The sequence below is a fragment of the Pedobacter psychrotolerans genome (assembly GCF_004340665.1).
GTDB lineage: Bacteria > Bacteroidota > Bacteroidia > Sphingobacteriales > Sphingobacteriaceae > Pedobacter > Pedobacter psychrotolerans.
The window spans coordinates 633,233-648,537 of record NZ_SLWO01000003.1; the positions used below are offsets into that span (position 1 = coordinate 633,233).

General features: G+C 36.4%; 13 protein-coding genes. 7 read left to right on the plus strand and 6 right to left on the minus strand.

Features of this window, described 5'->3' with window-relative positions; genetic code table 11:
* Window positions 1-81: 81 nt before the first annotated feature.
* The 3 genes from EV200_RS10115 to EV200_RS10125 all read left to right on the plus strand — a co-directional run bounded on the left by EV200_RS10115 (window position 82) and on the right by EV200_RS10125 (window position 4,099).
* A complete protein-coding gene (locus tag EV200_RS10115) occupies window positions 82-924 on the plus strand; it encodes an isoaspartyl peptidase/L-asparaginase (RefSeq protein WP_132531925.1) in 843 nt (280 codons plus the stop codon).
* Window positions 925-953: 29 nt separating this feature from the next.
* A complete protein-coding gene (locus EV200_RS10120) occupies window positions 954-1,634 on the plus strand; it encodes a tetratricopeptide repeat protein (protein ID WP_132531928.1) in 681 nt (226 codons plus the stop codon).
* Between the two features lie 275 nt (window positions 1,635-1,909).
* Complete coding sequence (locus EV200_RS10125; protein ID WP_132531931.1) at window positions 1,910-4,099, plus strand: carboxy terminal-processing peptidase; 2,190 nt, start codon at window positions 1,910-1,912, stop codon at window positions 4,097-4,099.
* Between the two features lie 95 nt (window positions 4,100-4,194).
* Here EV200_RS10125 and EV200_RS10130 read toward each other — a convergent pair whose 3' ends face one another.
* The 3 genes from EV200_RS10130 to EV200_RS10140 all read right to left on the minus strand — a co-directional run bounded on the left by EV200_RS10130 (window position 4,195) and on the right by EV200_RS10140 (window position 7,161).
* On the minus strand, window positions 4,195-5,112 hold the full coding sequence (locus EV200_RS10130) for a helix-turn-helix domain-containing protein (protein WP_132531934.1): 918 nt from the start codon (window positions 5,110-5,112) through the stop codon (window positions 4,195-4,197).
* 9 nt (window positions 5,113-5,121) lie between these two features.
* The gene (locus tag EV200_RS10135) at window positions 5,122-6,015 is read right to left on the minus strand and encodes an SDR family oxidoreductase (RefSeq protein WP_132531937.1); all 894 of its coding nucleotides are present in this window, start codon (window positions 6,013-6,015) and stop codon (window positions 5,122-5,124) included.
* A gap of 213 nt (window positions 6,016-6,228) precedes the next feature.
* On the minus strand, window positions 6,229-7,161 hold the full coding sequence (locus EV200_RS10140) for an SPFH domain-containing protein (RefSeq protein WP_132531940.1): 933 nt from the start codon (window positions 7,159-7,161) through the stop codon (window positions 6,229-6,231).
* Between the two features lie 87 nt (window positions 7,162-7,248).
* On the opposite strand from EV200_RS10140, the gene EV200_RS10145 reads away from it, so the two are divergent.
* Window positions 7,249-9,291 (plus strand): M13 family metallopeptidase, encoded by a 2,043-nt coding sequence (locus EV200_RS10145; protein WP_132531943.1) that lies wholly within the window; start codon window positions 7,249-7,251, stop codon window positions 9,289-9,291.
* 109 nt (window positions 9,292-9,400) lie between these two features.
* Window positions 9,401-9,586, plus strand: a complete 186-nt coding sequence (locus EV200_RS10150; RefSeq protein WP_132531946.1) for a hypothetical protein — start codon at window positions 9,401-9,403, stop codon at window positions 9,584-9,586.
* Window positions 9,587-9,872: 286 nt separating this feature from the next.
* Here EV200_RS10150 and EV200_RS10155 read toward each other — a convergent pair whose 3' ends face one another.
* From EV200_RS10155 to EV200_RS10165, 3 genes are all read right to left on the minus strand, one after another.
* On the minus strand, window positions 9,873-10,058 hold the full coding sequence (locus EV200_RS10155; protein WP_132531949.1) for a hypothetical protein: 186 nt from the start codon (window positions 10,056-10,058) through the stop codon (window positions 9,873-9,875).
* A 43-nt stretch (window positions 10,059-10,101) separates the two neighbouring features.
* A complete protein-coding gene (locus tag EV200_RS10160) occupies window positions 10,102-11,199 on the minus strand; it encodes a CapA family protein (RefSeq protein WP_132531952.1) in 1,098 nt (365 codons plus the stop codon).
* Between the two features lie 95 nt (window positions 11,200-11,294).
* Window positions 11,295-11,852 (minus strand): C40 family peptidase, encoded by a 558-nt coding sequence (locus EV200_RS10165; protein WP_132531955.1) that lies wholly within the window; start codon window positions 11,850-11,852, stop codon window positions 11,295-11,297.
* 666 nt (window positions 11,853-12,518) lie between these two features.
* On the opposite strand from EV200_RS10165, the gene pdhA reads away from it, so the two are divergent.
* Window positions 12,519-13,514 carry a pyruvate dehydrogenase (acetyl-transferring) E1 component subunit alpha gene (pdhA, locus tag EV200_RS10170; protein WP_132531958.1) on the plus strand — a complete coding sequence of 332 codons (996 nt, stop codon included), beginning with the start codon at window positions 12,519-12,521 and terminating at the stop codon, window positions 13,512-13,514.
* 30 nt (window positions 13,515-13,544) lie between these two features.
* Window positions 13,545-15,230, plus strand: a complete 1,686-nt coding sequence (locus EV200_RS10175) for a pyruvate dehydrogenase complex dihydrolipoamide acetyltransferase (RefSeq protein ID WP_132531961.1) — start codon at window positions 13,545-13,547, stop codon at window positions 15,228-15,230.
* The last annotated feature ends 75 nt before the right edge of the window (window positions 15,231-15,305 follow it).

The window sequence follows — 15,305 nt, forward strand, 5'->3', positions numbered from 1 at the left end:
AACGCTTAACATTTTTTAGTTTATAGTTAACCATTACAAACCAGCCTTGATATTTGATACTCACATCTCGATACTAATAAAATGAAACTAATTATACATGGTGGCTTTTTCAGCGAGTCATCAACCAATCAGGAAACTAAAAAAGCTAAGCAAGACGCATTGGCAAATATTGTAAAGCTTGGTTATGCCTATCTGAAAAACCATTCTGCACTTGAAACAGTTGTTTACACGGTTGCTTTACTGGAAGACAATGAATTGTTTAATGCAGGAATTGGTTCACAAATTCAAAGTGATGGAAAAGTAAGGTTAAGTGCTTCCTTAATGGATGGGAAAACAGAAAAATTTAGCGGCGTAATCAATGTAGAGGATGTAAAAAATCCGATTCAGGTGACCCAAAGTTTATTGCCATACGATGACCGGGTGCTGAGTGGTGAAGGTGCGCAACATTTCGCACGTGAAAAAGGATTTGCATATTTCGATCCTATTACTGATCAAAGGCGATCTGAGTATGAAGCAAAACTTAATCAGCACAACAATAAAGGAACAGTTGGTTGTGTGGCTTTAGATGCTGAAGGAAATATTGCGGCGGCTACATCTACAGGCGGGAAAGGATTTGAAATTCCTTGCCGGGTGAGTGATTCAGCAACTGTAGCAGGTAACTATGCCAATCAGTTTGCGGGTATTTCATGTACTGGCGTTGGTGAAGACATCGTAAGTGGTTCGCTGGCCTCAAAAATAGTGACCAGGGTTACGGATGGATTCTCCTTAAAAGACGCCTGCGATAAATCTTTCCTGGAACTAAAATCATTTGATGGTTTTGCCGGTGTTATTGGTATCTCAAATACAGGTGAAATTTATCATTGTGATTCACACCCTTATATGGTTTGGGCGTCTTTCGATGTTAATTTACAGGTATTTAGCTAAAGTTAAATATAAAGTATTATTTTTGTTGCATGTCCAAAATTGTATTGGCTCTTGTAAGCCTTTTTGCCTCATTTCAACTACATGCTCAAGATCTTGATGCTCAGGAGCCAAATGCGGGAAATGCGATAACGATATCTGTTTCAAAATTCGATTTGGTAGATGGCAATTCTTTTTATGAAGAAGCGGAGAGTTTAGAGAAAAAAGGCGATTTTAATGAGGCACTAACCTTATTTGGTAAAGCAGCCTTCGAATACAATTCGGTTAAAAATTATAATAGATACGGTCAGGCTATTATTAAAATGAGCAACATGCATTATATGCTGGGCCGTTTTAGTGATGCAGAGCAGATTCTATTGAATGTTGCCCTTAAAAATTATTCAAAAATGGGCAGCAGAAATGGCCTGATGAATACCTATGGATTACTCGGTAAGGTATATTTGGCTAATAATAAATCTACACAATCAATGTGGTTTTATACCCAGCAGGGCATGTTGGCTAAACAGTTAAAAAGCAATAATGCCTATTTAGAATCCATTTTGGGAATCGTGCAGGTTAAGATCAAAAAGAAAGATTTTACACTTGCTTTGAGAGATCTTAAAACAGCAGAATGGTTTGCCAATTCAGTCAAAATAACACAATTTAAAAGCCAGATTCGTGATGCCAGAGAAGTGATTTCTAATAAAACCACTCCAAAAACAAGTCTCAAATAGGTCTTATTTCTTCTCTTTAATAAAATAAGTTGCGTTTAATCACTCTTCAACGTTCTATTAATAGGTAATTTCTGTTTTTTAGAAAAAATTAATCCTAAAAGTCTTACTGTCTAATATCTTAAAACAAATTAATTTTAATTACGTTAGCATTTAAGAATTGTTAAATAAGAAGCTTTTGGTTAGATTTGATTAGTTTTAACAAGAGACGGTAATAATGCTGTCTCTTTTTTGTTTTTTTGTTAAAATGGTATCATATTGGCTATATAGAATTAGAAATGGATTTTAAATCATTTAAAGAGATGTTGAAGAGAGTATTTTTTATAATTTTTACTGCCGCAGTGATTGCATGTCATGCCGCTCCGAAGCCTCAGCCAATAGTTGATGGTGTTACCAATGTTATGCCTGATCAGCAGCAACAACTCGTGATTAAAGAAGTAGTGAACCTGATTGAAAGTTATAACTATAAGAAAGTTCAAGTTAATGATTCCATTTCTTCACTCATTTTAGATAAGTATATCAAAGCCTTAGATCAGGGTAAAAATTATTTCTTAGCTTCTGATATTAAAGAGTTTGAGAAATACAGATATAGCCTGGATGACGATTTTAAAAATGGAGATTTAAGTGGTCCATTTTACATTTACAACGTTTATGCAAAACGATTAAATGAATATTTTACGTACTCTTTAGCGCAGATCAAAAACAAGTATGACTTTAATCAGAACGATACTTATGTTTATGATCGTGAAAAAATGCCTTGGGCCGTATCTACAACAGCTTTAAATGATACCTGGAAAAAACGGGTTAAATACGAACTGGTTAATTTAAATCTTGCAGGTTCTGCAGAAGCAAAAAATGTAGAAACACTAACCAAGCGTTATCAGAATCTTAAATCTCAGATCGCTAAAAATAATAATCAGGATGTTTTTCAAATCTTGATGGATGCTTTTACTGAATCAATCGACCCACACACCAACTATTTCGTTCCAGCAAGGGCAACTGAATTTAATGAAGAAATGTCTCGTTCATTCGAAGGGATTGGTGCCCGTTTACAATTGGAAAATGAAGTGGTTAAAATCGCAGAAATTATTCCTGGCGGACCAGCGTTCAAAGGAAAGCAATTAACTGCAGGTGATAGAGTTATTGCTGTTGCACAAGGAAATGAAGATTTTGTGGATATTGTTGGCTGGAGATTAGATGCAACAGTGAGCAAAATTAAAGGCCCTAAAGGAACTAAGGTTCGTTTAAAAGTTATTCCGGTTGGAAAAGAAATGTCATCAAAACCTGTGATCATTGAGATGATGAGAGAAAAGGTTATTCTGGAAGATCAATCTGCCAAGAAAAAAGTAAAAACCATCAATTCAAACGGGAAGGATTATAAAGTTGGTATCATTTCATTACCTGCATTTTATGCCGATTTTAAAGCAGCAAATGCTGGAGATAAAAATTATAAAAGTACCACCCGTGATGTTAGAAAACTTATTGATTCGTTAAAAAATATTGATAAAGTTGATGCCATATTAATGGATTTACGAGGAAACGGTGGTGGTTCATTAGTAGAAGCCATTTCGTTAACAGGTTTATTTATTGATAAAGGACCTGTGGTACAGGTAAAAGATTTACGTGGCAAGATAGAAGTAGACGAAGATGAGAATACTGGTGTAGCATGGGATGGGCCATTTGGTGTAATGGTTGACCGTTTAAGTGCCTCAGCATCTGAAATTTTTGCTGGTGCAATTCAGGATTATGGTCGTGGAATTATCATGGGCAGTCAAACTTATGGTAAAGGAACGGTTCAATCATCTATTGATTTAAATAAATTAGTTAATCCAGGCATGTTACAGAAAATTGCTGGCTTGGTTACCAGAGATAAAACACTTGGTACTTCTCCTAATGCAACCAGTGCTGCAGATATTAACTTAGGTCAGATTAACCTGACTATGGCCAAATTTTACCGTGTGGCTGGTAGCAGCACTCAACATAAAGGGGTAATGCCAGATGTTGTTTTCCCGTCGGTATATCCAATGGATAAAATAGGAGAGGATACTGAACCATCTGCTTTACCTTGGGATGTTATTCCAAGTTCTAGCTTTACTGCCGTTGCAAATCTTTCAACTGTAAAGGCAGGATTAATGAAAAATAGTGAGCAGCGAGTTGCAAACTCTTTAGATTTTAAATATCTAAAAGAAGATATTGTGGAATTGAAAAAAAGAGATAAAGAAGTATCTGTTCCATTAAATGAGGCTAAGCTAAAGGCTGAACGTGATGCTCAGGAAGCAAAATCTTTAGCCAGACAAAATGATTTAAGGGCGTTAAGAGGTTTGCCGGCAATTAAAAAAGGAGAGAAAGTAACTAAACAAGATTCTTTTGATTTTATTGAAGATGAATCTTTAAAAGTAATGGGCGATTTTATGCAGCAATCTGGTAACTATGTAATGAACTTAGGTACAGCCGCACAGAAGTTATAAATAATTATTAAGATTAAAAGCGGGCTGTCTGGAATCAGGTAGCCCGCTTTTTTGTATTAAAAGTTTAGCTTCAGATATTAATTACTAATGGGTGCCTAGTTAAAAGATTGCCTGAATGCTGAAGGAGTAAGGTTAGTTTTAGTTTTGAATAATTTGGTGAAAGACTGCAAATGTCCGAAACCGAGCGCATAAGCAATTTCACTAACGGATAAATCTGTCGTTGAAAGCTTTTCTTTAGCCAAATCAATCAGTTTCTGATGAAGATATTGTTGCATATTTTGGCCAATGAGTGTTTTTAATAATCCTGAAAGATAGCCCGCAGAAATATTTAGTTTTTCGGCGATGTAAGTTACTGTTGGTAAGCCTTTGCTGGCGAGATCTTCATTTAGATAGCTATTGACAACGTTTTCCAATCGATTGAGTATTTCATGATTGCTCACTTTACGTGTAATAAATTGGCGTTGATAAAAACGTTGTGCATAATTTAGTAGTAGTGCTATTTGTGCTATAATAACATTTTGGGTAAAGCTATCTATATTGCTATTCATTTCCCATTTCAATTGTTGGATAACGTTGTTTAAAGTTATTTCTTCATTTTCAGCTACATGCAGGGCTTCAAATAATGTATAATCAAAAAAGTCGTAATCTTTTATTGTCTTAGCCAAAGGTGTGTTCCAAAGTAAATCTTGGTGGAAGAGGATCATCCACCCGGTTGGTCGATGGATTTTATCTTCATGAACCTCAACCGTAAAAACCTGCCCTGGGGCCATAAAGAATAATACACCATCATCAAAATCACTCATTTGTTGGCCATACTTAATTTTAGCATCAGGAACACGCTTCAACGCAATGGAATAAAAGTCAAAGATCATGGTATTTGAACGACCATTTACAGGCATTCTTACTTCCTCCAGATTCACCACACTCACCAGCGGATGCCCTGGCTTGGGCAATCCGGCAAGTTTATGGTATTCTGAGATTGTTTTAAATCGGTACCTGTTCGAATCTTTCATGACTACAATTTACTTAAAATAAATGTCTTGTTTCAAATCCTGAATTAAGGTTTGATGCTTTGTTTCCCAACCCAATCGCTCACGAGTTAAGCTTGATGAAGCAGGACCATCGATGCTTACAAAATGTTCAAACCAGGTAAAATGGGCTGCTGATTCTGGTTTCGATATACAACTAACTGGTAAGCCAAGCTGCTCGCCAATAGTTTCAGCAATTGTTTTAATTTCTATCGATTCCTCTGCTACACCATGAAAACGTGCGCCAGGGCTGGCTTGTTCTAAAGCCAATCTAAAAAGGACGGCGGCATCAAGACGATGAACCGCAGTCCACCGATTTTTCCCTTCGCCAATATAAGCAGATGAACCTGTTTTACGGGCAATTTCAATCAGTATAGGTACGAAGCCATGAAAATCGCCTTCGCCATGAACAGATGGCGAAAGGCGAACAACAGATATGCGGACATTTTTCGCTGCAAGTACATCAACTGCTTTTTCGGATGCAATTCTTGGGTTTTGGCCGTCATAATCTGGAAGTGTATCTTCTGTAGCCAGTTGCCCAGGACTAACCATCAGGGTGCCTGAAGTAACGATAAAGGGACGATTGGTTCCTACAAGTGTATTCCCAATGGTTTCTATAGCTATGCGATCAATTTCACAAACAGCTTTAAAACGGGTAAAATCATGAATAAAGCCCATGTGTATAATCCCATCGGCAGCATTTGCGCCCTGGCGTAAACTTTCCAGATCTTCCAGATCACCTTTATGCACTTCGGCTCCAGCCAACAATAGTGCTTTTTCTGCGGCTTCATTGCGAGCCAGGCCCAAAACCTGATGACCGGCATGAATTAATTCTTTAACCACGGCCGAGCCAACAAAGCCAGTTGCTCCTGTTACAAAAACTTTCATAGTGAATTGCTTTAATTTCTTAAATAATGTTGAATGAATTTTAGATTGAGTTACGCTATAAATCGCTCCTGAATCACTATACAAAACTCCATCATTTTTAAGTCTACAATTTAGCCGAATCCATTTTTGATTTAGCTATAACACATCTGATGATTACGCATAAAAAAAGCTGATGCGTTTTATGCATCAGCCTATTTTAGAAATTAAATTTGCTTAACTTTTCTTAACATCATTCTGACTCAATTGCATGGCCATCATTTCCTTCATGGTTTTATTCATGCCTTCGGTACTTCCATCTAAGAAAATAATGTTACCCTCGCCATATTCGGCAAACTGTTTAATGGCTTCAGTCCACATGGTGAATAAAATTACCGAAGTGTCAAGGTTGGCCTGTTGCATTTCATGAGCTGCATTGGTCATACCCTTTGCCACTTCTTCCCGGAATAATGCAATTCCTTGTCCGCGGAGTTGAGCAGCTTCACGCTCTGCTGTTGCAGCAATTTTAATCGCATTACCATCAGCTTCTGCACCTTTGGTTTTGGTAATTAATAAAGCCTGACCTTCATTCTCAGCGGCTGCCTTTAAATTATTAGAAGCCACTACGCGGCTCATGGAGCGCATAATTTCTTCATCAAAAGTGATATCATTTAATTGCAAATCTTGTAAGTGATAACCCCAGCCATCTAAAACCTGATCTATTTGTTCTTTAACGTGCAATACAATTTCATTGCGTTGTGCCAGCACGTTAGCTTGCTTTTGAGTAGCTACGTAAGCACGAATCGAACCTTCTATCGTTCTGATTAGCGCTTGCATTAAATTGGTTGCATCAACAAACTTAAAGGCTACATTCTTAATGGTTTCCTCATCCTGGTTAATCACTGAATAAAGCAACATGGCTTTGAAATATACATTTGCCTGATCTTGTGTTACAGCCTGAAATGATAGCTCAACTGACCTGTTTTGAATGGAAATCCGTGAATAAATTTGCTCAATTAGAGGGATTTTAAAATTTAGCCCAGGCCTTAATAAGCGTTGATATTTTCCAAAAATGGTTACAACGGCTATAGTGCCTTGCTTTACCGTAACAAATGAGCTAAACAGAATTACAATTCCAAGAAAGATGACGATGTAAATGATGTATTGCATAATTAGATTTTTTTTGAAGTTAAAAAAAAATCATACAAATTACATGATGCTTTTTGTAGCTTTATTTTTTCCTAACTTATATATTACATGAAAAAGAATTTATTTCTTCCTGCGGCGGCAATATTGTTATTTGCGGCCTGTCAGAATGATAAAAACCATCAGGCTACAGAAACAGATCAGAGAACTGTATTTTTTGATACTGCCGGAATGGATTCGACAGTAAAACCGGGCGATAACTTTTTCCTTTATGCCAATGGAAAATGGATGAAAAATGCGAAAATCCCACAAACAGAAACTGGATGGGGCTCTTTCTATACCTTATATAATGATAATCTTAAAAATTTAAGAACTATTCTAGAAAATGCTGCTAAAAGCAATGTTGCCAAAGGAAGTAATGAACAAAAGGTTGGTGATTTTTATGCCAGTGGAATGGATTCTTTAACCATTGAAAAGCTTGGTGTAATGCCAGTAAAGCCATTATTGGCAAAAATTGATGGCATTAAAAATGATGAGGATCTCATTAATTTTGTATCCGAAGGTTTTAAAAACGGTCAGGGAGATTTATTTGGTTTTGGTGTTGATCCGGATGATAAAATGAGTTCCAAAAACGTGCTTATTTTTACCCAAACAGGACTGAATTTGCCAGAACGTAGTTATTATCTTGATCAGGATGATAAGGCTAAAAAAATCAGATCAGAATATTTAAAGTACATCACCAAAGTATTTAGCCTTGCCGGAGATTCTGCTCAAGCTTCAACCTATGCCGATCATATTCTAAAGTTAGAAACCATGCTGGCAAAATCACACTCAACACCTGTTGAACTGCGTGATCCTCAGAAAAATTATAATAAGCTGGCAGTAGCAGATTTTCAGAAACAAATTCCAAATATCAACTTTAATACGGTTCTGAAAAATCTTGGAGCATCGACAGATAGCATCATTGTCAGACAGCCTAAATATTACCAGACATTATCTGCCTTAATAAAAAGTCAGCCCATTGAAAGCTGGAAAGAAAAGTTAAAGTTTGATGCACTTAATAATGCTGCAAATGCACTTACTAAAGCATTTAGAACGGCAAAGTTTGAATTCTTTAGTAAAACATTGTACGGACAGCTTGCACAAACTGAAAGGTGGAAAACAATGGTTAACAACACAGATAATAATCTTGGTGATTTATTAGGACAGCTTTATGCAGAACAATATTTTAAGCCTGAAGCCAAAAAACGTATGCTTGAATTGGTAAATAACTTGCAGAAGGTATATGAAGAACGAATCAAAAAAGTAGATTGGATGTCTGCCGAAACCAAGAAAAAAGCAATCGAAAAGTTAAATGCCTTTATTAAAAAGATAGGATATCCTGATCAATGGAAAAAGTATGATGATGTAGAAATTTCACGAAGTACATATTTCGCTAACCTTCAATCGGCCAGAAAACACAGTTATAAAGAAATGATGGCTAAGCTGGGTAAAACGGTTGATAAAACGGAGTGGTTTATGACACCTCCAACAGTGAATGCTTATTATAATCCGGCCTATAATGAAATTGTTTTTCCAGCTGGAATTTTGCAATTTCCATTCTTCGCTTTTAATGCAGATGATGCCATTAACTATGGCGCTATTGGTGCAGTTATCGGTCATGAGATGACGCACGGATTCGACGATCAGGGCAGGCAATACGATGCTGCGGGTAATTTAAAAGAGTGGTGGACAAAAGAAGATGCAGCAAAATTTAAAACCAAAGCCGATAAAGTGGTTGCGTTATATAATAAGTTTACACTTTTAGATAATCAGCATGTGAATGGCGCATTAACCTTAGGCGAAAACCTTGCCGATATTGGCGGTTTAAATATTGCATATGATGCCTTTAAATTAACAGATCAAGCCAAGAGCGATAAAAAGATTGATGGCTTTACACCAGATCAGCGTTTCTTTTTAGGTTTCGCACAGGTTTGGAGAATGAAAACCAGAGATGAATCCATGCGTGTTCGCATTAAAACAGATCCACACAGTCCGGAAATGTTTAGGGTAAATGGTACAGTTTATAATATGGAGGCTTTTTATAAGGCATTTAATATACCCACCACAGCAAAAATGTATTTAGCGCCAGAAAATAGATTAGGTGTTTGGTAATTGATCAAAAACTGAAAAAAAGCCGCGTTTCTAAAAAGATCGTGGCTTTTTTCTATACTTTAAAACAAAAGTTTAAATCTATTGTATTTAATCTATTAATCTAAAATCAATGAATGTAAAACGCACTTTTGGAACAGTATTAACAATTTTAGGTATTATCGGGCTAATCTATGCAGGATATGGCTTTGTAAACCAAAGTACAGCTACAAGGGGATTATTGGTGTATGGAATTATAGGACTGATATTTTTCGTATCGGGAATTGGGCTCGTTAAAAACACGAAAGACGAGAGTTAGGCAAATGCTGAGCAGAACCTCAGATGGTCTTCTTTTAGTATAATGTTACTTTAGATAATATTGGTGGTGATAATGATTGCGGTCATTATCACCATTTGTAATAATAGTGCTTATCGCATTTTATTCTCCATATTTAAAATCCATTATAAAATATATTGAGATAGCGAGGCTTATCAATATAATTGAAGCCAATTTATTGGATGGAGCAAATGCCATGAAAATCTGTAAAATGATTAAGGGAAAAAGAAGTACATTACCCTTATGCTTTATCCATTTATCTTTCATATTATGATTGTTTTCTTTTATGCTTGATAATCAGATATTGACTAAATGCCACTATAGATCCCGCTAATATAATAATTCCTGCTGATAATAGGTTTTTAGGATTTTGGTTGATGTAATATGCTGCAGCCAAGACCAAAATTGCAGCAGCAATTCCAATAGTATAGTGAAGTATCAATCCTTTTTTCATAAACAAAGATTCGTAAATAAACTGTAACTGATGTAACAGGAAGTTAATTTTTTAAGGTTATCTTATTATTTTCAAAGTTGAGCTGGTGACCTACAAAATCAATATCTGTTAAGGATTTCATACGTTTAAATGCACCTTGATTTTCATCTAATGTTAAACGATTGATTTTGTCCTGTTTAATAGAAGTTACATCAGCAAATAAGAAATCGCCTTTGGCATTTATCTTTAACTGAAGCAATGGAGCAATTCCATTATTACCTTTAAGACTAAACATGCCATAAGTACAAAAATTACCCAAACTATAAGCGATAAATTTATTCTTGTAAACTTCAACAGCACGGGTAACATGTGGGCCATGACCTAGGACTACATCGGCACCAGCATCAATCACTGCATGTGCAAAGGCATATACATTTCCCCGGTTTTCATTATAAAAAATTTCATTTTTACGGGGCACGTGTTCAAAACGTGCTCCTTCACCGCCACCATGAAAAGACACAATAACGATGTCTGCCATGGTTTTGAGGCGGGTAACCAAAGCTTTGGCATCAGCTACTTTATTAATAGAAACGGTATTCTCATTTGGGGCAAAGGCGCAAAAAGCATATTTAATACTATCCTTTTCAAAAATTTCGAAAGGTTTATTAAGTTGACCTGCATAATGAATTTGTAAAGAATCTAAAATCCGGGCCGTGTTTTTTCTACCCCTTGTATCAAAATCTCCAACATGATTATTGGCAATACTCAATACATTAAAGCCAGCCTCTTTGTAAATACTTGCATAACGTTCTGGCATCCTGAAAGCATAACAATTGTTTGGATTAATCCCATTACATTTTGTAGAGCTTCCGGAATTTAAAAAGCAACCCTCCAGGTTTCCAAATACAATATCACCTTTTAATAAGCTATCTATAGCCTGAAAACTATTTACCGCATCATCAGGGGGGAGGTTTTCTTTAGAGGGAAAAGCTGAACCAAGCATAATATCACCTACTGCAGTGATGGAGATAGTGTCTTTAATTTTTCTGATCAGGGTATCATGCTTTTCTTTCGGAACCGTAACCTGCGCATTATTGCTTGTACAGCTAATGAAAATAACGATAGCAATAAAAGAAAATAAGAGTGTGTTAAAAAACTTCATTATGATTAGTCATGTAAAAAAAAATCCTCCAAAATTGCTTTAGGAGGATTATATCTATTAATCTAAGATCGTAAGGCTACAATCTTAAATCGTATTTATTCTACTGTAAATTCTTTTTTGAATGATTCCAATACTCGGCCACCTTTGTAAAAATAGCGGCTGTAATATGGCTCATTTAAATTACTGATTACCACACCTCTTGAACTGGATGCATGAGCAAATCTGTTATCGCCAAGATAAATACCAACATGAGAAATACTTCTGCTTTTTATCTTGAAAAAAACCAAGTCACCCTCTTTTAAATCTTCTTTAGATAATGGATCTACCATGCTGAAGATATCACGTGAATTTCTTCTGATCGTGGTGTTGAAAACTTTGTCGTATATCGCTTTGGTAAAAGCAGAACAATCAATCCCTTTTTTGCTTGAACCACCATAACTGTAAGGTGTTCCAATCCATTCGTAAATAAATTTATATAATTTTAAGTTCGAAGTCGCATCTACCGCTACACCCATTACTTGAGAAAAGTACTGTGAAGCTAAGTTGTCAGGATCATTTAAGTCTTTACCAGATTCTTTCGTTTTTGTTTGCGCAAATGCGGCAGAGAACGTGCAAATAGCGATTAGGGATGAAAACAAAAATTTTTTAATCATGTTATACAGTTATGTTTGGGTATTCACTTACACAGTAACGTAAACCATTTTGGCTTATTGTTGATTGTCAAAGATATCAATTATACAAATGTCATCCAAATGTTTGTGTTAAAAAGCAAAAGTTATTAACATCTCAAAGTTGTGACATGTTAGTTAACGGTGTTTTACGGCCTAAATTATCTGTAGCATAAAACAATTTTAAAGGAATATTAAATCATTTTGAGTTAATTTAAATAGCTCCACATCAAAGTTATTTTAATAGGATTGACTTTTTAAGGCAGAGAATCTTAGAATAAAGGGCGAATTGAATCTGTGTTTATTATGTTAAGATTTATTTTTTTAAAAAGAAAGCTCAAAGTTTGAGATTTTAGGACTTGGAATTTTCTATTTGAAGTGATTAAGCAAGGATTGGTTAATTGTGGTGAGATAAAGTTTAGCAGAATAAAATTTCATAATAATTAGAATAAGGAATTTGTTAAATTGTGAAGTCAACCATCTGTGAAATTGCCTTTTTAGGAGAATAAGTAGATATAAAGGCCAAATGATTAAGTAACAAAAGTTAAATGTAATTTCATAGCTGATATTATGATGTTTTTACATTAGAAAGTGCCAAAAATTATAATAAAAAAATTAGATTTGCTGTCGCAAAAAAACAAATACCCTAAAATGAGTGCAGTAGAAATAAATAAAGATACCTGGTTAAAGTGGTTTGAGTCGATGTTGCTAATGCGCAAATTCGAAGAGAAAACTGGCCAGTTATACGGACAACAAAAAATACGTGGCTTTTGTCATTTATACATTGGACAAGAAGCTGTGGTTGCAGGAGCAATATCTGCAATGCAAAAAGGTGATTCGATGATTACTACCTATCGCGATCACGCTCATGCTTTAGCTTTAGGTGTAAGTGCCGATAGCATCATGGCAGAAATGTACGGTAAGGCTACAGGTTGCTCTAAAGGTAAAGGTGGTTCGATGCACATGTTTAGCAAAGAACATAATTTTTATGGTGGTCATGCAATTGTTGGAGGTCAGATTCCATTAGGTGCTGGTGTTGCTTTTGCAGAAAAATACAAAGGAACAGATAATGTTAATATTTGTTATATGGGCGATGGCGCAGTACGTCAGGGTGCATTAAACGAAACCTTTAACATGGCGATGTTGTGGAAATTGCCAGTAATTTTTGTTTGTGAAAACAATGGTTATGCAATGGGTACTTCGGTACAACGTACCACTAACATGACTGATATTTATAAAATTGGTTTAGGTTTTGATATGCCATGTGCGCCTGTAGATGGTATGGATCCGGTTGCAGTTCATAATGCAATGGATGAAGCTATTCAACGTGCACGTAAAGGTGAAGGGCCAACTTTCTTAGAAATGAGAACTTATCGTTACCGTGGTCACTCGATGTCAGATCCAGCTAAATATCGTACTAAAGAAGAATTAGAAGATTATAAAGCTAAAGATCCGGTTGAACTTGCAAGAGAAACGATCTTAAAAGAAAAATATGCAGATGAGGCATGGATCGAAGAAGTAGAAACGAAAGTTAAAGCGATAGTAGATCAGGCAGTAAAATTTGCTGAAGAATCTCCATGGCCGGAAGTTACCGAATTATACAAAGATGTATACATGACGGAAAACTATCCTTATGTAATGGACTAATATTTTAAAGATTTCAATTAATTAGATATAATGGCTGAGGTAATTAAAATGCCCAAAATGAGCGACACCATGACCGAAGGGGTTTTGGCGAAGTGGCATAAAAAAGTGGGCGATAAAGTGAAAAGCGGCGATGTTTTGGCAGAAGTAGAAACTGACAAAGCAACAATGGATATGGAATCTTACTGGGATGGTACCCTTTTATACATTGGTGTAGAAGAAGGAACCGCTGTTCCTGTTGATGCGGTTATGGCCGTTATTGGTAAAGAAGGTGAAGATTACAAAGCGGCTTTAGAAGCGGAAAAAGGTGGTGCAGAAGCTGAAAGCGAAAAGCCAAAAGCTGAAAGTACTGATGCGCCTAAAACTGAAGATAAAAAAGAAGAAGCTGCTCCTGCACAAGGTGGTGGTTTAGGTGAAGAAGAATTGGCAGAGAAAGGTGTTACAGTGATTCGGATGCCTTTGCTAAGTGATACCATGACAGAAGGCGTAATTGCTGAATGGCATAAAAAAGTTGGTGATAAAGTAAAAGATGATGATGTTTTAGCTGATGTAGAAACCGATAAGGCGACTATGGAAGTGATGGGTTATGCAACGGGTACTTTACTACACATTGGTGTTGAAAAAGGTTCAGCTGCTAAAGTAAATGGTATTATTGCCATTGTTGGTCCGGAAGGAACAGACGTTAGCGGAATCTTAGCTGGCGGTTCAGCTCCTGCTGCCAAAGCTGAAACCAAAGAAGAAGCTCCGAAAGAAGAAAAACAAACTACAACTGCTGATGCTGGTTCATCTGCCCCTGTTGCAGAAGGTTCTTCAGATAGCCGTGTGAAAGCATCGCCTTTGGCTAAAAAGATTGCTAAGGATAAAGGAATTGATTTATCGCAGGTTGCTGGTAGTGCAGAGGGTGGTCGAATCATTAAAAAAGATATCGAAAATTATAAGCCAGCGGCACAAGCTGAAAGCGGAAATACTAAAGCTGAAAGTGCACCAGCAGTGAAAGCTCAGGCAGCTGCTCCGGTAATTCCTACTTTTGTTGGTGAGGTTAAATTTACTGAGCAACCTGTTTCGCAAATGCGTAAAGTAATTGCCAAACGTTTAGCTGAAAGCTTATTTACTGCACCACACTTCTACTTAACAGTAAGTATTGATATGGATAACGCAATGGCTGCCCGTACGGCAATCAATGAAGTTGCTCCTGTTAAAGTATCTTTTAACGATATCGTAATTAAAGCAGTTGCAGTGGCATTGAAGAAACACCCTGCAGTTAACTCATCATGGGGTGGTGATAAAATCCGTTTCAATGAACATACCAACATTGGCGTAGCGATGGCTGTGGAAGATGGTTTATTAGTTCCTGTAGTGCGTTTCGCTGATGGTAAATCTTTATCTCACATTTCTGCAGAAGTGAAAGACTTTGGTGGTAAAGCAAAAGCTAAAAAATTACAGCCTGCAGATTGGGAAGGTTCTACCTTCACTGTATCTAATCTAGGTATGTTTGGTATCGATGAATTTACTTCAATTATCAACTCTCCAGATGGTGCAATTTTATCGGTAGGTGCGATTCAGCAAGTTCCGGTAGTGAAAAATGGAGCTGTTGTTCCTGGTAATGTAATGAAATTAACTTTAGGTTGTGATCACCGTGTGGTTGATGGTGCAACCGGGGCACAATTCTTACAAACATTAAAAGGTTTATTAGAAGAGCCAATCAGATTATTGGCCTAGTGTCAATTGTCATCCTGAGCTTGTCGAAGGATCTCATAAATAATTAAAGCCATCCCCAAAAAGGATGGCTTTTTT